Below are 18,308 nucleotides of genomic sequence, written 5' to 3' on the forward strand. Positions count from 1 at the left end.
CTACGCAGCCCGCTTCGCCTACAGCCTACTTCGCCGGCTCCAGCAGCGAAACGTAATTCGCAACCGCGGCGCCGCCCATGTTGAAGATGCCGGCGAGCTCGGGATTCTTCAACTGCATACCCTCGGGCGCCTGTCCCGTGAGCTGCATCGCGCTCATCACATGCATGGAGACGCCGGTGGCGCCGATCGGATGGCCCTTGGCCTTGAGCCCGCCGGACGGATTGATCGGCAGCATGCCGTCCTTCAGCGTCCAGCCCTCCTTGATCGCACGGGCGCCCTGCCCGCGCGGCGTCAGGCCCATCGCTTCATACTCGATCAACTCGGCGACGGTGAAGCAGTCATGGGTCTCGACAAAGGAGAGATCGGACAGCCTGGCGCCGGCCTGCTCCAGCGCGCGCTGCCAGGCCACCGTGCAGCCCTCGAACTGCAGGATGTCGCGCTTGGACATCGGCAGGAAGTCCTGCGCATGGGCGGTGGCGCGGAAGTTCACCGCCTTGCCCATGGTCTTGGCGGTCTCCGCATCCGTCAGCACCAGCGCGGCGGCGCCATCCGACACCAGCGAGCAGTCGGTGCGCTTCAAGGGGCCGGCGACGAACGGGTTCTTGTCGCTCTCGGCGCGGCAGAACTCGAAGCCGAAATCCTTGCGCATCTGCGCGTAAGGGTTGGCGACGCCGTTCTTGTGGTTCTTGGCGGCGATCAGCGCCAGCGCATCGGACTGGTCGCCATATTTCTGGAAATAGGCCTGCGCGATCTTGCCGAACACGCCGGCAAAACCGCCAACGGTGTCGCCATCTTCCGGCAAATAGGACGCCTTCAACAGGTTGCGGCCGATCTCCGGCCCCGGCGTCCGCGTCATCTGCTCGACGCCGACCACCAGCACGAATTTAGCGCCGGTCTGGATGGCGCGGATTCCCTGGTGCACAGCGGCAGAACCGGTCGCGCAGGCGTTCTCGACGCGCGTGGCCGGCTTGAAACGGAACTGCGGATCGGCTTGCAGCACCAACGAGGCCGTGAAATCCTGCGGCGAGAAGCCTGCGTTGAAATGTCCCAGCACGATCTCGTCGACGTCGCCGGCCGAAATGCCGGCATCGGTCAGCGCCTCGTTGGCGACGCGTGTTACCAGGCTTTCAACGGTCTCCGCGTCGAATTTGCCGAAGGGCGTATGCGCCCACCCCACGATGCTGGCTGTCATGGCCGTTCTCCCAAAAATGTTCCTGTTCGCTTGTAGCTGATCCGTAACCGGACTTCACCCGGCTTTCAGCGATTTCAGGGTGCGGTCGCACATGGCGGTTATGCCGGCCCAATTGTTGGACCTGACCTCCGCGGGCGGGCAGAGCCAGGACCCACCGACCGCGACCACATTGGGCTCCGCCAGCCAGGCGGCGGCATTGGCCTCCCCGACGCCGCCGGTCGGGCAGAACCGCGCATTCGGGAACGGCCCGGCCAGCCCCCGAAGTGCCTTGATACCGCCTGACGATTCCGCAGGGAAGAATTTTGCGAGATCGAAGCCGTGCGCCAGCGCCTGCATCAATTCGGATGCGGTCGCGATCCCCGGCGCGAATGGCAGGCTGCTTGCCGCCGCCGCCTTCAGGAGCTCAGGCGTCGCACCTGGGCTGATCCCAAATTTGGCGCCGAGCGACTCGGCTCGGGCCAGATCATCAGGGCTCAGGATCGTGCCGATGCCGACGATCGCGTCCGGCACCTCGGCCATGATCGCCTTTGCCGCCTCGATCGCGACCGGTGTCCGCAAAGTGACCTCCAAGGCATACACCCCGCCGGCGACCAGGGCGCGCGCCAGAGGCACCGCATCCTCGCGCCGCTCGATCGTGAGGACGGGGATGACCTTGGCCTGGCTGAACAGCGTGACCAGCGTTTCCTGTTTGGCTGATGTCATTGCGAAACCCTGCGCGAACTCGGCGGCCGCGGCACTTTCTTCGGCGGCATGGCATAGCGCGGAATGATCGCGCCGGGATAGCACACCACGACGCCGGCCAGACGGTGGCCCGCCCGCGCGGCCTCCGGCGGCTCGGCGCCGGAAAGCCGGGCCGCAAGGTAGGCGGCCGCGAAACTATCGCCCGCGGCGGTGGTGTCGATAACCGGCTGGATCACCGGCTCCGCCCTCACTTCCCGCGATCCGCCGGCAAAGCGCAGCACGCAGGCCGGCTCCGGCAACTTCAGCACCACTTCCGGGCTCGGAATGCCCGCGAGCAGCGCCTCATGGCTCTCGCCGGGGTAGAGCGACAACAGGTCCTCGGTCGAGGCGAGCACGATGTCGGCCGCCTCGAACGCGGCGCTGTAGGCGCTGCGCGCCTCGCTCAGGTCAGGCCAGCCGCGGGCACGGAAATTGGTATCGAAGACGAAGCGCGTGCCAAGCAGGCGCGCACGCTTCAAGGCCGTCATCAACCGCCCTCGCCCGTAATCGTCATAGATCGAGAGCGTGATGGCGGAGAGATAGACGAGGTCGTAGGTCGCGAGTGAATTGAGGAGATCCTCGGTCTCCGGCAAATGCATCAGCTTGCGCGCGGCCGAGTTCTCGCGCCAATGGAAGAATTTCCGTTCGCCCTTCTCATCCGTCTGGATCAGATAGAGGCCGGGCAATTTACCAGCGAGCCGGGCGACGCGCTTGGTGCCGACGCCCTCGGCCTTCCAGGCAGCGATCATCTCCTCGCTCAACGCATCGTCGCCGAGCGCGGTGACGTAGTCTACGTCGACGCCGAGGCGCGCGAGATAGACGGCGGTGTTGAGGGTGTCACCGCCGTAACCCCGGGAGTAGAGGCCGCCTGTCGTCCCGCTTTGGGGTCCGCCTTGCGCCTGCCTCAACTCGATCATGCATTCGCCGATAGAGGCTACCCGCGTCATGACCGCACTCCGAAGGGAAAGCTAGGCTGCAAACTTGCCGCCGAGCTCGTCCTCGATGTGAATCCGGATGATGTCGTCGAAGGTCTTCTCGGCCGTGGTGAAGCCGAGCTTCAGCGCGCGGTCGGTGACGAAGTCGCGTGGCCAGCCGGAGACGATGCCGATGATGGTCGGATCCGGCACCCGCTTGATCCGCGCCGTGACGTTCTTGCCGGCGACGCGCTCGAGTGCTGCGATCTGCTCGCCGACAGTGGCGGAGAGCCCGGGCATGCTGAGGTTGCGGCGCGGGCCGATGGCATTGAGGTCCATGGTCCCGGCATGCACGAGGAAGCCGACCGCCGACCGCGGTGAAGCATGCCAGTGCCGCACGTCCTCGGACACCGGCAGGATCGCCTCCTCGCCGGCGAGCGGCTCGCGCATGATGTTGGAGAAGAAGCCCGACGCCGCCTTGTTCGGCCGGCCCGGCCGGACGCAGATCGTCGGCAGGCGGATGCTGATGCCGTCGAAGAGGCCCTTGCGGGTATAGTCGTTGATCAGAAGCTCGCAGATCGATTTCTGTGTGCCGTAGCTCGTCAGCGGCGTGTGGAAGAATTCATCGCCGATCTTTTCCGGGAACGGCGCGCCGAACACGGCGATCGAGGACGTGAACACCAGCCGCGGCTTGTAGCCGCCGCCGACCGCGCGGATGGCGTCGATCAGGTAGCGCGTGCCGTCGAGATTGATGCGATAGCCCTTGTCGAAGTCGGCCTCGGCCTCGCCGGACACGATCGCGGCGAGATGGAAGATCACGTCGGGCCGCTCGGCGATCAATGGCGCCGCGGCGCCGGCATCGGCGAAGTCGGACGCCACAACCGTGACCGGGATCGAGGCATTGGCCGGCTTTGCAGGCTCGACGACGTCCTGCAGGGTCATCCTGGTGATGTCCTGCTTGCCGAGGCGGCCGTCGCGCAGCAGACGGTCGGTCAATTTGCGGCCGACCATACCGGCGGCGCCGAGAATCAGAACGTGCAAGACCCAACTCCTTCGTGTTCTTCAGGGCTAGATGGGCGCCTGCGCTATTCCTTCACGGCTCCCGTCATGGCCGACACATAATGCTCGACGAAGAAGGCGTAAAGGATCACGAGCGGCAGTGAGCCGACCAGCGCGCCAGCCATCAGCGATCCCCACTTGTAGATGTCGCCGTCGACGAACTCGTTGACGATCGCGACCGGCACCGTCTTGTTCGGCGTCGATTGCAGGAAGGTCAACGCATAGATGAACTCGTTCCAGCACAGCGTGAACGAGAAGATGAAGGCCGAGATCAGACCTGGGATCGCCAGGGGCACGATGATCTTGACCAGGATCTGCCAGCGCGAGGCGCCGTCGATCAGCGCGCATTCCTCGAGCTCATAGGGGATGGTCTTGAAGTACCCCATCAGGAGCCAGGTCGAGAACGGAATGAGCAAGGTCGGATAGACCAGGATCAGCGACAGCGGCGAGTCGAACAGGCCGTAGGCCTGGATCACCGAGGCCAGCGGGATGAACAGGATCGACGGCGGCACCAGATAGGCGAAGAAGATCAGGATGCCGACGGTGTCGGCGCCCTTGAACCGCAGCCGCGTGATCGCATAGGCCGCGAGCACGCTGGCCGCGATCGACAGGAATGTGGCGCCGACAGCCACATACATCGTGTTCCAGAGCCACCTCGGATACTGCGTTTCGAACAGCAGCTTGCTGATGTGCTTGAAGGTCGGATGGACAACCCAGAACGGGTTGAACTTCTCCATGTCGATCAGCTGCTCGTCCGGTTTGATCGACGTCAGCACCATCCAGTAGAACGGGAACAACAGCACCACGAGGATGATGAACAGCGGCAGATAGAGCGTGATCAGGCGCCGCGGCAGCGACTCCAGATAGCTCATGCCCTCGGAATCGTCGCTCGCAGTCGCCGTCGGCGCTTTGGTTTGCAGGGTTGAATCAGTCATTGTTCGATCCTTGCTGCCACTTGCGGCGCTGCATGCCGAACCAGGAGATCGCGATCGCGGCGAGCAGGAACGGGATCATCGCGGTCGCAATCGCGGCACCCTCGCCCAGCCGTCCGGAGATGATGCCGCGCTGATAGCTCAGCGTCGCCATCAGATGCGTCGCATTGACCGGCCCGCCGCGGGTCAGAGCCCAGATGAGCTGGAAGTCGGTGAAGGTGAACAGCACCGAGAACGTCATCACCACGGCGATGATCGGCGTCAGCAGCGGATAGGTGATGTAGCGGAAGCGCTGCCAGTTGGTGGCGCCATCGAGCGTCGCCGCCTCGTAGAGCGAGGGCGAGACCGTCTGCAGGCCGGCCAATAGCGTGATCGCCACGAACGGAACGCCGCGCCAGACATTGGCGAAGATGACGCTGGCGCGGGCCCAGGTGCTGTCACCGAGGAAGTTGATGTTGTGGTCGATCAGGCCGAGCTTGATCAGCGACCAGGAGATGATCGAGAACTGGGCGTCATAGATCCACCAGAACGCGATCGCCGACAACACCGTCGGCACGATAAAGGGAATCAGCACGATCGAGCGGATCATGGCCTTGAACGGCATGTGCCGGTTCAAGAGCAGCGCGAGGTAGAGGCCGATCGCGAATTTGATGACGCTGGCGATCAGCGTGTAGAGGATCGTGTTGAAGACCGACAGCCAGAAGATCGCGTCGTCCCACAGCCATAGATAGTTCTCCAGGCCGATGAAGACGCCGGCACGGCCGATGCGTTCGTCCGTGAAGCTCATCCAGATGCCGAGCCCGAGCGGATAGGCCAGGAACAGGATCAGGAAGGCCGCGGCCGGCAGCATGAACCACAGCGCCGCCCAGTTACGGCTGGCGCGCAGTCTTGACCAAAGTGACTGCTCGCCGGCAGCGGCAGCCTGTACCGGCATCGATGTCTGGACAGTGCTCATTCCGTCTCCAACTCCAAATCGAAGGCAACGCCCGGCCCGTGCCCCCACGGCCGAGCGTCGCCCCGATCACCTTCATATCCAAAGCCGGCGCGGCACTCCGCGCCGGCCGTTCGCTTAGCGGAAGATGCGCTTGGCCGCGCGTTCGGCCGAAGCCATCGCGGTCTTCGTATCCTCGCGTCCGGTGCAGTAGTTCGCGTACATGTCGACGAGCACGAAGTCGGCGATCGCAGCCGCCGCGTTCTCGCTCATCTGCGCCTCGCCGGCCGGCGTCGACGCGCTCTGCGCCACGCTGCGGTAAGGCGTCGTCTTCGGATCTGCGGTCCAGACCGGGTTCTTGTCGTAGCCGAGGAGGAAGTGGGACAGATAACCCTGCGCCGCTTCGATCCAGGGGTTGAACTGGTCCGGCTCCAGCATGAAGGCGGTGAACGCCTTGCAGGTCTGCGGATACTTCGAGAAAGTGAAGATCAGGATCGGGAACCCGAGATGAAGCTCGCGCGTCTTGCCGTCGATGCCGGGCGGCAGATGCGCATGGTTCATGTCCTCCGCGATCTGCGGATTCTCCTTCTTCGCCGTCACATAGATCGAGATGCCGTTCGTGGTGAGGTGAAGCTGGCCGGCGAGGAACGCCTTGTTGTTGGAGCTGTCGTTCCATGAGGCCGTGCCCGGCACGAAGTTCTCATAGAGGCCCTTGACGTACTCCAGCGACTTGGCGGTCTCGGGCGAGTTGATGACGACCTTGTTGTTCTTGTCGATCATCTTGCCGCCATGGGCCCACAGCGCCCAGTGCAGCCAGCCGTTGGCGTCGCCCGAAGCATGGCCCAGCGCCATGCCGGCCGGCGTGCCGTTCTTGTTCATGCCCTTCACGAGGTCGGCAAAGCCGGCGAGATCCTTCGGGAACTCCTTGTGGCCGGCCTTCTCGGCCGCGGCGACGCGGTAGTTGACGAGGCCGCCGGTGGCGGCAACGGGAATGCCGATCCATTTGCCGTTGAGCATGCCGTAGGCCTTGCCGGAGTCAGTCCAGCCGCCGCATTTCTGGCCGAGATAGTCGGCGACGTCGGTAACATCGACGCATTTGCTCGGGAACAGGAACGGCAGCGAGTAGAGACCCCAGACCATGTCGAGGCCCTGCCCGGTATTGGCGGCAACCGACGCCTTGGGCTGGATGTCATCGTAGGATTCGTTGGAGACGTTGATGGTGACGTTGTTGGCCTTCTGGAACGCGTCGACGATCTTCATGAAGGCGACGTCTTCGGCTTCAACAAACCGCTTCCAGCGCAACAGGTTGATCTTGGCCCCCGGCTCCGGCTTCCACGGCGAAGTCTGCGCCCAGGCCTTCGCATAGCCCAGCAGTTCGTCGCCCGACATCGTCGCGGCGGCTGCCAGAAGGCCCGCACCGCCCTTGAGCAGCGAGCGGCGATCGGTCGTAAACTTATTCATTTCAAGTCTTCTCCCTTAATTTTATGGTCTTGCTTGGGCTTGTTAATCCGGCCGCCTAGAGCGCGATGACTTTTCTTCGAATTGTCATCCCGCTCTAGCTCTTTGTTCGAGCATGATCTTCTTCGGAAAACCGGTCTCCACTTTTCCGGATCATGCTCTAAAGACGGTGGCCGGTGTCCTTGTCGAACAGGTGAGCGGACGACGCGCGCGGCCGCAAATGAATCCTTTCGCCGGGCTTGACGTCGTGTCGCTCGCGGAACACCGCAATGATGTCCTGCTTGCCGATGCGCGCCACGATCTGGGTTTCCGAACCGGTGGGCTCGACGACGATGACTTCGGCCTCGATGCCGTCACTGGCGAGGTCGAGATGCTCGGGCCTGATGCCATAAACCACCGGCTTGCCGTCGGAAGCGGTCGGCGCGGTCGCCAGCGGCAACCGGGCGCCCTCCTCGGTCTCGACATAAACCTGACCGTTGGCTTTCAGATGCCCGTTGAGGAAGTTCATTGCGGGCGAGCCGATGAAGCCGGCGACGAACTGGTTGTCGGGCTTGTCATAGAGCTCGAGCGGCGATCCCATCTGCTCGACGATGCCGTCATGCATGACGACGATCTTGTCGGCCATCGTCATCGCCTCGATCTGGTCGTGGGTGACATAGACCGTCGTGGTCTTCAGCCGCTGGTGCAGTTCCTTGATCTCGGTGCGCATGGCGACGCGCAGCTTGGCGTCGAGATTGGACAGCGGCTCGTCGAACAGGAACACCTGGGGATCGCGGACGATCGCGCGCCCCATTGCGACGCGCTGGCGCTGACCACCCGACAATTGACGGGGGAAGCGCTCAAGGAGCGGCGTCAATGCGAGGATTTCGGCGGCCTTCTTGACCCGGGAGGTGATGTCCTGCTGGTTCGCATTCCGCAATTTCAACGAGAAGCCCATATTTTGGGCAACGGTCATATGCGGGTAGAGCGCGTAGTTCTGGAACACCATCGCGATGTCGCGCTCTTTCGGCTGCACGTTGTTCACGACGCGATTGCCGATCGAGATCGTCCCGGAGGTGATGTTCTCCAGTCCCGCCAGCATGCGCAGCAATGTCGACTTGCCGCAGCCGGAGGGGCCGACCAACACCACGAACGCACCGTCCTCGATCGGAACAGTCACGCCGTGCAGGACTTCAAACCCACCGAACGACTTGCGCACGTCGCTAATCTGCACCGACGCCATTCAATTCCCTCCGATTCTAGCGGCGGTTAGGACCACAAAGGCCCCTGCCCACTCTTCAAGTTGAGTTGCCTCTTAGCAGAATTTTTTCGCCATGTCGTTGGATCAAAGTTGAATATCGCGGCGCTCAATCAATTGCGAACAGTCGGTCGACGTGCATAAAGTCGCGTCAATGAAACAAGGCTGAGTGCAGTGCAGCATGCCTTTTGCGCTCGGGGAGAAACAATGAACAAGCCCGTTACGCCAGTCATCAAACGCAAGCTCCGCTCCAGTGAATGGTTCAACAACCCGCACAATCCCGGCATGACCGCGCTCTATCTCGAGCGCTACCTCAATTATGGACTGACGCGGCAGGAACTGCAGTCCGGCAAACCGATCATCGGCATTGCGCAGACCGGCAACGATCTCTCGCCCTGCAATCGCCATCATCTTGAACTGGCGCATCGGGTGCGCGAAGGCATCCGCGAAGCCGGCGGCATCGCGATGGAGTTTCCGACCCATCCAATTCAGGAGACGGGGAAGCGGCCCACCGCCGCGCTCGATCGCAATCTCGCCTATCTCGGCCTTGTCGAAGTTCTCTTCGGCTATCCGCTCGATGGCGTGGTGCTGACCACCGGCTGCGACAAGACCACGCCCGCCTGCCTGATGGCGGCGGCGACCGTGAACCTGCCGGCGATCGTGCTGTCGGGCGGGCCGATGCTGAATGGCTGGCACAATGGCGTGCGCTCAGGTTCCGGCACCGTGGTCTGGAAGGCGCGCGAGCAACTCGCCGCCGGCGAGATCGATTATGAGGAGTTCATGAACGTCGTCGCCTCCTCGGCGCCGTCGGTCGGCCATTGCAACACGATGGGCACCGCCTCGACCATGAACTCGCTGGCCGAAGCGCTCGGCATGTCGCTGCCAGGATGCGCGGCGATCCCCGCGCCCTATCGCGAGCGCGGCCAGATCGCCTATGAGACCGGCAAGCGCATCGTCGAGATGGTCTGGGAGGACCTGAAGCCTTCCGACATCCTCACCCGCAAGGCGTTCGAGAACTGCATCGTGGTGAATTCGGCGATCGGCGGTTCGACCAACGCGCCGATCCACATCAACGCACTCGCCCGCCATGTCGGCGTCGAATTGTCGATCGACGACTGGCAGAAATATGGCCACGACGTGCCGCTGCTGGTCAACATGCAGCCGGCCGGCTTCTATCTCGGCGAGGAATATCACCGCGCCGGCGGCGTGCCCTCAGTGGTGCGCGAATTGATGACGCACAAACGCATCCATGAAGATGCAGTGACGGTCAACGGCCGCACCATGGGCGAGAACTGCAAGGATGCAGCCCGGCCCGATGCGGACGTGATCTGGACCTACGACAAGCCGCTGGTGAAGGACGCAGGCTTCCTGGTACTGCGCGGCAATCTCTTCGATTCCGCGATCATGAAGACCAGCGTGATCTCCAAGGAGTTCCGCGACCGCTATCTGGTCAACCCGAAGGACCCGAACGCCTTCGAGGGTCGCGCCATCGTGTTCGAGGGGCCGGAGGATTACCACAAGCGGATCGAGGATCCCTCGCTCGAGATCGACGAGCACTGCATGCTGTTCATCCGCGGCGCCGGCCCGATCGGCTATCCCGGCGGTGCCGAAGTCGTGAACATGCAGCCGCCGGCAGCGCTGATCAAACGCGGCATCCTGTCCCTGCCGTGCATCGGCGACGGACGCCAGTCCGGCACCTCGGGCTCGCCGTCGATCCTCAACGCCTCGCCGGAAGCGGCCGCCGATGGCGGGCTGGCGATCCTGAAGACCGGCGACCGGGTGCGCATCGACCTGAACAAAGGCACCGCCAACATCCTGATCTCGGATGACGAGGTGAAGAAGCGGCATGCCGAATTGAAGGCGAATGGCGGCTTCCGCTATCCGGCGAACCAGACGCCGTGGCAGGAACTCTATCGCGCCACCGTCGGCCAGCAGGCCACCGGCGCCTGCCTCGAACTCGCCACCCGCTATCACGACATCGCCGGCAAGGTCGGCGTGGCCAGGGATAATCACTAGGTCGGCGTCATTCCGGGGCGTCGCGAAGCGGCGAACCCGGAATCCATTGCGCCACATACGCAAGCGGACAAATGGATTCTCTGATGTGCAATTGCACATCATAGCTCACGCTTCGCGTGCCCCGGAATGACGAGCAGAATGAAGGGAGACAACATGTCAGACCGCCTGAAGGGCAAGCGCGCATTCGTCACCGCAGCGGCCGTGGGCATCGGCCGCGCTTGCGCGGTGGCCTTTGCGCGCGAGGGCGCCACCGTGTTCGCCACCGATATCGACGAGGAGAAGCTTGCGCTGCTCAAGCGGGAGGGCGTCACCGAGGTGGCGCGGCTGGACGTGCGCGACACCGCTGCGGTCGCGGCGATGGCCAAGCGCGTCGGCAAGACTGACATCCTGCTCAATGCCGCCGGCTTCGTCCATCACGGCACGGTGCTCGATTGCTCTGATGAGGACTGGGATTTCTCCTTCGATCTCAATGTGAAGTCGATGCACCGCACGATCCGTGCCTTCCTGCCGGGCATGCTGGACGCGGGCGGTGGCGCGATCGTGAACATCGCCTCCGCCGCCGGCGTGTTCAAGGCCGCGCCGAACCGTTACGTCTACGGAGCGACCAAAGCGGCGGTGGCCGCCCTCACCCGCTCGGTCGCGGCCGACTTCATCTCCAAAGGCATCCGCTGCAACTGCATCTGCCCCGGCACGGTGGAGACGCCCTCGATGCTACAGCGCGCCGCCGCCGCAGGCCCGCAAGGGCGCGACATGTTCATCGCCCGACAGCCGATGGGCCGGCTCGGCACCGCCGAGGAGATCGCCGCACTCGCCGTCTATCTCGCCAGCGACGAGAGCGCGTTCACCACCGGCGTCGCGCATGCCATCGACGGCGGCTGGACACTCTAATTTCAAGGAAGCACACCATGAACGAATACGATCTCACCGGCCGCGTTGCGGTTGTCACCGGCGGCGCGCAGGGATTTGGGCGCGCAATCACCGATCGCTTTGTCGCCTCCGGCGCCAAAGTCGCAATCTGGGATCATGACATCGCGCTGGCGGAGAAGACCGCGAAGGAGATCGGCCCGGAGGTGGCCGCCTTCAAGGTCGACGTTACCGATCCCGCCGGCGTCGAGAAAGCGCGCGACGAAGTGCTGAAAGCGTTCGGCAAGATCGACATCCTCGTCAACAATGCCGGTATCGCCGGCATCAACAAGACCGTGTGGGAGACTGACCTCGAGGAATGGCGCAAGGTATTGCGCATCAACCTCGATGGCCCCTTCATCTGCTGCAAGGCGATCGTGCCGGCGATGCTCAAGCAGGGCTACGGCCGGATCGTCAACATCGCCTCCATTGCCGGCAAGGAAGGCAATCCGAACGCGGCGCATTATTCGTCGTCGAAGGCCGGCCTGATCGCGCTGACGAAATCGCTCGGCAAGGAACTCGCGCAACACGATATCCTCGTCAACGCGGTAACGCCGGCGGCGGCGCGTACCGCGATCTTCGACCAGATGACGCAGCAGCATATCGATTTCATGCTGTCGAAGATTCCGAAGGGCCGCTTCGTGCTGGTGGAAGAACTCGCCGCGCTGGTCGCCTGGCTGGCGTCGGAGGATTGCGCCTTCTCCACCGGCGCTGTGTTCGACATCTCGGGCGGCCGCGCGACCTACTAATTAAATCGGTTGGCGGAGCTCCGCGACCAGATGGTCGGCCAACAGTAACGCCGCGCGCGACAGGTTCGCGGCGCGATGCAGCCTGATCTCGGCGCGCGGCAGCGGCGGCATGCCGTCGCGATCCGACAGGCGCCGGAGCCGCGGCGGAAAGGTCCCGGCCTTGACCACGGTCACGGCCAATCCCTGCACCGCGATCGCCTCGACCGCCGCGAGGCTGTGGCTGACGAAGGCGAGCCGCCACGGCCGCTTCGCAGCGTCAAGCGCCTGCATCGCCCAACTCCGGAACAGGCAGCCCTGCGGGTAAAGCGCCACCGGAAGCGGATCAAGCTCCTCGACGCGATGCTCCGGGCTCGCCGCCCACACCGCCTGCTCGCACCGCAGGAGTTCGCCTTCGCCGCGTCCTTCCGGGTGCATGGCGATGACGAGGTCGTAGGCCTCTCCGAGCCGGTCGGTCATGGACGAAGTCAGCCCCGTCTCCATCTCGATATGGATCAGCGGATAATTGGCGACGAAGCTGGCGAGCAGCGGCGGGACCAGTAGCGTGCCGTAGTCGTCCATCACGCCGAGGCGGACGCGCCCCTCTACCTTGTGCTCCCGGACGCGACCCATCGCCTCCTCGTTCAGGCTGAGGATGCGGCGCGCATAGCCGAGCAGGCCTTCGCCGGCCGCGCTGAGGTCAACATTGGCTTTGGTGCGATGAAACAGCTCCGCCTGCAGCCGCTCTTCCAGCCGCTTCACCTGCATGCTGACTGCCGATTGCGTCCGGTTCAGCGCCACGGCCGCGCGGGTGAAGGAACGATGGTCCGCCACCGCAACGAATGCCTTCAGGAGGTCCGGATCCATGCTCATAACGAACCGTGATTTTATCCATAAGGTAAATTTGATTTCTTGATTATCGCGTGTCCCCTACCGTTCGGCAAGAACCGAAAAATGGGGTCAAGCCGGATGGGCGAAACTTGGGGTGTCCTGGCCGCGGTGCTTTCGAGCGCGCTTGGCGGCACGTCGATCGGGGCAACGCGCTACCTCGTGGGCGCCATCGACCCGCTCGCCATCGGCGCGTTCCGCTTCGGCATCGGCTTCCTGCTGCTGCTTCCGCTCGTCCTGATACAGGGACGAGGCTGGCCGGCGCGACGCGACTGGCCGGCGGTGATTGGCCTCGGCCTGTTGTTCTTCGCCCTGTTCCCGATCCTGTTCAACGCATCGCTGATCTTCACGACGGCGGCGCGCGGTGCGCTCGCGCTCTCGACATTGCCGCTATTGACGATGGCGGTCGGCGCGGCGCTTGGCAGCGAGCAATTGACGGTGCGAAAGACCACGGGCGTACTGGTGACGATAACAGGTGTCGCCATGGCCCTGCTCTCCAGCCTCAGCACCGCGCCTGATGGGGCATGGCGCGGCGATCTCCTGATGGTCGCGGCCGCGCTCTGCATGGCGCTCTACAGCATCTGGTCGAGGCCCTTCATCCGCCGCTCCGGCCCCATCCCGTTCACGACGATGGCCATGGCCGCCGGTGCCGCCTGCCTTATCTTCGCCTCGCTCGCGCGTGGCAGTTTTGCCCCGGTCGCCGCTTTCGGTGTCCCACAATGGTTCGGCGCGGTCTATCTCGGGGCCTTCGGCGCGGCGCTGACGTTCTATCTCTGGGCATTCGCGCTGGAGCGCACGACGCCGACCCGCGTCGCGATCTCGGTGACCGTCAATCCGATCGCGGCATCGCTCGTCGGCGCCACGCTGCTGGGCGAGCCGCTGCGCTGGAATCTGGTGATTGGCATCGTGACCGTGTTCGCGGGCATCTGGATCGCGACGACGCAATCCGGCCCCAAGGCGGTCGTCGAGGCCGATCCGGCAGTGCAGAAGCTACGCTGACGGCCGATATTCCGCGCTAATGCGTCGCAGCGCATTTCCGCCTTGCGCCGGAACCCGGCCGCAACCATCATGTGTGGTTGAGAGCGGCGCCGCCGCGACCGGATATCCCCCTTGAACATCTCCCTCTACACCATCTCCGTCTGGGTGCTGCCGCTCCTGATCGCCATCACCTTCCATGAGGCGGCGCACGGCTTCGTCGCCCACCGGCTGGGTGACAACACCGCCTGGCAGCTCGGCCGCGTCAGCTTCAATCCGCTGAAGCATATCGATCCCTTCGGCACAGTGGTCCTGCCCGCCGTGCTGTTGCTGTCGCAGTCGCCCTTCCTGTTCGGCTATGCCAAGCCGGTGCCGGTCAATTTCCGCAATCTCAAGCATCCCCGGCTCGACATGGTCTGGGTGGCGCTGGCCGGCCCCGCCACCAACATCATTCTCGCTTTGGTTGCCGCACTGGCATTCCACTTACTCCCATTCGTCCCGCCGGACAGCGCGCGCTGGGTCGCGGACAATCTCAAAAACGCCTTCCTCATCAATATCGTGCTCGCGATCTTCAACATGATGCCGATCCCGCCGCTGGATGGCGGCCGGGTGGCGGTCGGGCTCTTGCCCCGGCCGCTCGCCGAACCGCTCGCGCGCCTCGAGCCCTACGGGTTGCTGATCCTGATCGGGCTTTTGATCTTGCTGCCCCTCCTCGGTTCGCAGCTTGGTCTCAATCTTGATATTATTTCCGCGATACTGCGGACACTGACCGGCTATGTGATAGGTGCGCTTCTCCTCATCACCGGCAACGCCTAGGTTGAGAAAAATCGCGAGGGCCTCTTGATCAAAGCTGCCGATATGCTGATCGCTCGACGTGCGGACACCCGTGCCAGAGCGGACTTCGCGACCTGGAAAATGCTCGCCAAGCTGAACGGCACGTCGTCCCTGTCGGCCGACGCGCAGGCCTTCCTCGGCACCTACAACAAGCTCCTGGAGCAGATGCCGGAGCTTGAGGCGAGCGAGGCCACCATCAAGCTGATGTACAAGAGCTATTATGCCGAGATGGGCGGTGCCGGCACGCCGCCCGACGTCCCCGCGCCCTCCCGCGAGCCGGTCGCCGACCGCGGCAATGTCACCGCCTTCCGCCGCCTCCCCGCCAAGAAGCCGGGGGTATCGGGCCCGACAGGCAAACGGCCGCTGCCTGTGGCGCTGATCTTCGCCTGCCTCGTCGTGGTCTACGTCGGCATCCGCTATTTCTGGCGCTAGAGCCGCGTTGCAGCCGTAGGATGGGTAGAGCGAAGCGAAACCCATCATTCGCGCAGCGTGCTTTGAGACCGATGGGTTTCGCTTCCGCTCTACCCATCCTACGAGCTAATCCGCCCTGTGCCTCAATCCGTTACTTCGGCTTCTTGAAGTTCACGTCGAGGCTGAAGGCGAATTGGTCTTCGGTGAGTTCGGCTGGCGGCGCGGGGACGGGGTCGGAGCGACGGACCATCGAGATGGCCGCGTCATCGAAGGCCGGGTCGCCTGAGGACTCCGCGACAGCGACGTTGACGATGTTACCGCGGCGGTTCAGCACGATGCTGACCTTCACGGTGGTCGCCTTGCTCTTGTTGTGCGGATAGCGCTTGTGGAGCTCGAAATAGGCGCTGATCTTGCGGCCCCAGTCGGCGGTGAGCTTCTGCCTGTCCTTGCCGATGCCGCGATTGGGGGCCTTGGCCTGCTCGGCCTCCGGCGCGTTCTCTTCCAGCGTCTGCCGCGCGGTTGCTTCCTGGGCCGGCGCCTCCTCGGAGGCCTGGGTCTGGACGGCCTGGACCTTGGGATCGTCTTCCTGGGGTTTCTTCGAGTCGTTCTGCGTGACGATGCGGTCGGGGTCTTCGGACTCCTGCGGCACGTCCTTCGGAAGGTCGGTCTCCTTGTCCTCGGCCTTCTGCTCGGAGAGCTGCGGAGCGGCCTGCGAGGCATCGGCGTCGGGCCCCGGCGGCAGATTCTCGTCCTCGACCTTGGGCGAGGCCATCTCCACCGCGAACTCGGCGGCATTTGCGCCCAAGCCGTCGCCGACGTCATCGCCGCGCAAATTCGCCAGCGCCAGCGCCGCGCCGCCAACATGCAGCGCAAGCGCCGTCGCTGCGGCGCAAATCCATAGCCGTCGGGAAGGCTTCTGCTCGAGATCGAGGTCAGACATCGCTGTCCGTCGTCAAGGTTTTGCCGGTTCGGCGGCCTGCGGTGCGGCAGGCGCGCCGGGAACACCTTCGAGCGTCACCAGCTTGACCCTGTTGTAGCCGCCCGAGCGCAGGATTTCCATCACCCCCATCAGCTCGCCGTAAGGCACCGCGCGATCCGCTCGCAGGAATACATACTTATCCTTGCTCATGTCGGCCAAGGTATCGAGCGAATGCACCAGCTCAGTGCGCTTGACCGCATTTTCGCCGATCGCAAGCGTCAGGTCCGACTTGATGCTGACATAGGTCGGCTTATCCGGCTTCTTCTGCGGCGTCGCACTCGACGTCGGCAGATCGATCGGCAGGTCCACGGTGGAGAGCGGCGCGGCCACCATGAAGATGATCAGCAGCACCAGCATGACGTCGATGAATGGCGTGACGTTGATCTCGTGCGATTCCGCGAAATCGTCGTCGTCGCCGTCATTGTCCGCGATCGAGACAGCCATCGCCTACTCCGCCGCCGTGCGCGAATGTGCGCCGCTGGACACGCTGACATTGGTGCGGTCGAGGTCGCGCGACAGCAGCCGCGCAGCCGCGCCCGAGGCACGGCCGACCAGTTCCAGATAACCCTTCGTCACCCGCGAGAAGTGATTGTAGATGATCACGGCCGGGATCGCCGCGACGAGGCCGATCGCGGTTGCGAGCAGCGCCTCGGCGATGCCGGGCGCGACCACCGCGAGGTTGGTGGTCTGCGATTTCGAGATGCCGATGAAGCTGTTCATGATGCCCCAGACGGTGCCGAACAGACCGACGAAGGGCGAGGTCGCGCCGATGGTCGCAAGCAGGCCCATGCCGACGCGAATGCGGCGGCCTTCGGCACGCACGATCTCGGCAAAGCTCGATGCCGCGCGTTCCTTGATGCCGGCGTCGCTGGAGATGCCGGCCGACAGCCGCCCTTCCCGCATCGCCGCGGCGATCAGGGTCGACAGCACGCTGCCCTTGGCGCCGAGCGCGAACTGCGCTTCAGCAAGCGAGCGCACATCGCTGATCTTGGCGAGCGCGGCGCGCAACTTGCGCTGCACGACGGTAAGCTCGATCATCTTGGCGATGAACACCGTCCAGGTCACCAGCGATGCAAAGGCAAGACCGATCATCACCGCCTTCACGACGATGTCGGCATTCCAGAACATCACCCAGGGCGACAGTTCCTTCAGTCCGGCGATGGTCGCCGATTTCTTGCCGTCGCCCTCGGCGGGCGCTGCACTGACGTCTTGAGTTCCCTGCGAGGCAACCGACGCGGCGGCGGAGGGTGACTGCGCCGGCGTCGCCGCCTCTGCCGGTGGTTGCGGCGCGGCGGGAGCAGTCTGTTGCGCGACAGGCGCAGATGGAGCGGGAGCGGCGGGCGCCATCTGCTGCTGCGCCGACGACGGTGCTGCAAACGAGACCAGCGTCAGCACGGAGAGTGCAAGAAGTGTCGCGCGGGTAGTTAGAATGTTCATACTTCGGCCCAGTGGCGTATCAAGTTGTGATAGATGCCGGTCAATTTGACCGTCTCGGGATCGTCTCGCCCAAGCCGCTCCACCAAGGCCTGGATAGCGGTGTCCAGATCGAAGATCAGACTGCGAGCGTGCGCCTCCCGTACCACGCTCTGCAGCCAGAAGAAAGACGCAACCCGCGCGCCTCGCGTCACCGGCGTGACCAGATGCAAACTAGAAGCAGGATAAAGAACGAGGTCGCCGGCCGGCAGCTTCACTTCATGCGAGCCGTAGAGATCTTCGATGACGAGCTCGCCGCCATCATATTCATCCGGCTCCGATAAAAACAGCGTGACCGAGAGGTCGGTGCGTATCCGCAAGCCGGTGAGATGGTCTCCCCTCACCGCGTTGTCGACATGCAGACCGAAATGATGACCGTCGGTGGCGACGTAACGGTTGAACAAAGGTGGAAAGATTCTAAGTGGGATCGCCGCCGAGATGAAGCGCGCACTGGCCGAAAGCGCCGACAGCACGCGGTTGCCGAGCTGGCGTGCAACCTCGCTATCCGGCGGCAACTGCTCGTTGCGCTTCACCAGCGCCGATGCGGCGCCTGCCGTCGAACGTCCATCCTCCCAGGCGCTGGCATCCATGATGCGACGGAAGTCAGCCACATCGGTCTTGCTCAGCACATTCGGAACGCAAATCAGCATGCCCTGTCGTT

Annotated in this window: 19 protein-coding genes; 6 read left to right on the top strand and 13 right to left on the bottom strand. The window is 64.0% G+C overall.

Going from position 1 to position 18,308, the window contains the following annotated elements; translation table 11 throughout:
• Window positions 1–25 precede the first annotated feature (25 nt).
• From AC5ZG1_RS14235 to AC5ZG1_RS14270, 8 genes are all read right to left on the bottom strand, one after another.
• Window positions 26–1,192 carry an acetyl-CoA acetyltransferase gene (locus tag AC5ZG1_RS14235; RefSeq protein ID WP_496133224.1) on the bottom strand — a complete coding sequence of 389 codons (1,167 nt, stop codon included), beginning with the start codon at window positions 1,190–1,192 and terminating at the stop codon, window positions 26–28.
• Between the two features lie 54 nt (window positions 1,193–1,246).
• Window positions 1,247–1,894 (bottom strand): bifunctional 4-hydroxy-2-oxoglutarate aldolase/2-dehydro-3-deoxy-phosphogluconate aldolase, encoded by a 648-nt coding sequence (eda, locus tag AC5ZG1_RS14240; protein ID WP_496133225.1) that lies wholly within the window; start codon window positions 1,892–1,894, stop codon window positions 1,247–1,249.
• Window positions 1,891–2,859, bottom strand: a complete 969-nt coding sequence (locus AC5ZG1_RS14245) for a sugar kinase (protein WP_496133226.1) — start codon at window positions 2,857–2,859, stop codon at window positions 1,891–1,893. The genes eda and AC5ZG1_RS14245 overlap by 4 nt, the downstream gene beginning before the upstream one ends.
• A gap of 21 nt (window positions 2,860–2,880) precedes the next feature.
• Window positions 2,881–3,867 (bottom strand): D-erythronate dehydrogenase, encoded by a 987-nt coding sequence (denD, locus tag AC5ZG1_RS14250; RefSeq protein WP_028164606.1) that lies wholly within the window; start codon window positions 3,865–3,867, stop codon window positions 2,881–2,883.
• Between the two features lie 44 nt (window positions 3,868–3,911).
• Window positions 3,912–4,820 (bottom strand): carbohydrate ABC transporter permease, encoded by a 909-nt coding sequence (locus AC5ZG1_RS14255; protein ID WP_496133227.1) that lies wholly within the window; start codon window positions 4,818–4,820, stop codon window positions 3,912–3,914.
• Entirely contained in the window at window positions 4,813–5,772 is a 960-nt protein-coding gene (locus tag AC5ZG1_RS14260) for a carbohydrate ABC transporter permease (protein WP_496133228.1), read from the bottom strand. Before AC5ZG1_RS14260 ends, AC5ZG1_RS14255 begins: the two co-directional genes overlap by 8 nt.
• A gap of 114 nt (window positions 5,773–5,886) precedes the next feature.
• The gene (locus AC5ZG1_RS14265) at window positions 5,887–7,209 is read right to left on the bottom strand and encodes an ABC transporter substrate-binding protein (protein WP_028164603.1); all 1,323 of its coding nucleotides are present in this window, start codon (window positions 7,207–7,209) and stop codon (window positions 5,887–5,889) included.
• A gap of 157 nt (window positions 7,210–7,366) precedes the next feature.
• Entirely contained in the window at window positions 7,367–8,428 is a 1,062-nt protein-coding gene (locus tag AC5ZG1_RS14270; RefSeq protein ID WP_028164602.1) for an ABC transporter ATP-binding protein, read from the bottom strand.
• Between the two features lie 222 nt (window positions 8,429–8,650).
• On the opposite strand from AC5ZG1_RS14270, the gene AC5ZG1_RS14275 reads away from it, so the two are divergent.
• From AC5ZG1_RS14275 to AC5ZG1_RS14285, 3 genes are all read left to right on the top strand, one after another.
• Window positions 8,651–10,459, top strand: a complete 1,809-nt coding sequence (locus tag AC5ZG1_RS14275; RefSeq protein WP_496133229.1) for an IlvD/Edd family dehydratase — start codon at window positions 8,651–8,653, stop codon at window positions 10,457–10,459.
• Window positions 10,460–10,612: 153 nt separating this feature from the next.
• A complete protein-coding gene (locus AC5ZG1_RS14280; protein ID WP_496133230.1) occupies window positions 10,613–11,347 on the top strand; it encodes an SDR family oxidoreductase in 735 nt (244 codons plus the stop codon).
• Between the two features lie 17 nt (window positions 11,348–11,364).
• The gene (locus tag AC5ZG1_RS14285) at window positions 11,365–12,111 is read left to right on the top strand and encodes an SDR family NAD(P)-dependent oxidoreductase (RefSeq protein ID WP_130227799.1); all 747 of its coding nucleotides are present in this window, start codon (window positions 11,365–11,367) and stop codon (window positions 12,109–12,111) included.
• Here the strand turns inward: AC5ZG1_RS14285 and AC5ZG1_RS14290 are convergent, their stop codons facing one another.
• Window positions 12,112–12,954 (bottom strand): LysR substrate-binding domain-containing protein, encoded by an 843-nt coding sequence (locus tag AC5ZG1_RS14290; RefSeq protein WP_456641794.1) that lies wholly within the window; start codon window positions 12,952–12,954, stop codon window positions 12,112–12,114.
• Window positions 12,955–13,056: 102 nt separating this feature from the next.
• Between AC5ZG1_RS14290 and AC5ZG1_RS14295 the strand changes: the two genes are divergently transcribed.
• The 3 genes from AC5ZG1_RS14295 to AC5ZG1_RS14305 all read left to right on the top strand — a co-directional run bounded on the left by AC5ZG1_RS14295 (window position 13,057) and on the right by AC5ZG1_RS14305 (window position 15,216).
• Window positions 13,057–13,974 (top strand): DMT family transporter, encoded by a 918-nt coding sequence (locus AC5ZG1_RS14295; protein WP_496133329.1) that lies wholly within the window; start codon window positions 13,057–13,059, stop codon window positions 13,972–13,974.
• Window positions 13,975–14,085: 111 nt separating this feature from the next.
• Complete coding sequence (locus tag AC5ZG1_RS14300; RefSeq protein WP_028164597.1) at window positions 14,086–14,766, top strand: site-2 protease family protein; 681 nt, start codon at window positions 14,086–14,088, stop codon at window positions 14,764–14,766.
• A 42-nt stretch (window positions 14,767–14,808) separates the two neighbouring features.
• Window positions 14,809–15,216, top strand: a complete 408-nt coding sequence (locus tag AC5ZG1_RS14305) for a hypothetical protein (protein ID WP_496133330.1) — start codon at window positions 14,809–14,811, stop codon at window positions 15,214–15,216.
• Window positions 15,217–15,346: 130 nt separating this feature from the next.
• On the opposite strand, the gene AC5ZG1_RS14310 is transcribed toward AC5ZG1_RS14305, so the two are convergent.
• The 4 genes from AC5ZG1_RS14310 to AC5ZG1_RS14325 are packed head-to-tail and all read right to left on the bottom strand — an operon-like array spanning window position 15,347 to window position 18,297.
• The gene (locus AC5ZG1_RS14310) at window positions 15,347–16,135 is read right to left on the bottom strand and encodes a cell envelope integrity TolA family protein (RefSeq protein ID WP_496133231.1); all 789 of its coding nucleotides are present in this window, start codon (window positions 16,133–16,135) and stop codon (window positions 15,347–15,349) included.
• A gap of 12 nt (window positions 16,136–16,147) precedes the next feature.
• Window positions 16,148–16,618 carry a TonB system transport protein ExbD gene (gene exbD / locus AC5ZG1_RS14315; protein WP_028164594.1) on the bottom strand — a complete coding sequence of 157 codons (471 nt, stop codon included), beginning with the start codon at window positions 16,616–16,618 and terminating at the stop codon, window positions 16,148–16,150.
• 3 nt (window positions 16,619–16,621) lie between these two features.
• Window positions 16,622–17,611 (bottom strand): tonB-system energizer ExbB, encoded by a 990-nt coding sequence (exbB, locus tag AC5ZG1_RS14320; protein WP_130227795.1) that lies wholly within the window; start codon window positions 17,609–17,611, stop codon window positions 16,622–16,624.
• Entirely contained in the window at window positions 17,608–18,297 is a 690-nt protein-coding gene (locus AC5ZG1_RS14325) for a Fe2+-dependent dioxygenase (RefSeq protein ID WP_496133232.1), read from the bottom strand. The genes exbB and AC5ZG1_RS14325 overlap by 4 nt, the downstream gene beginning before the upstream one ends.
• Window positions 18,298–18,308: the final 11 nt, after the last annotated feature.

This window comes from Bradyrhizobium sp. Leo78 (assembly GCF_059512425.1).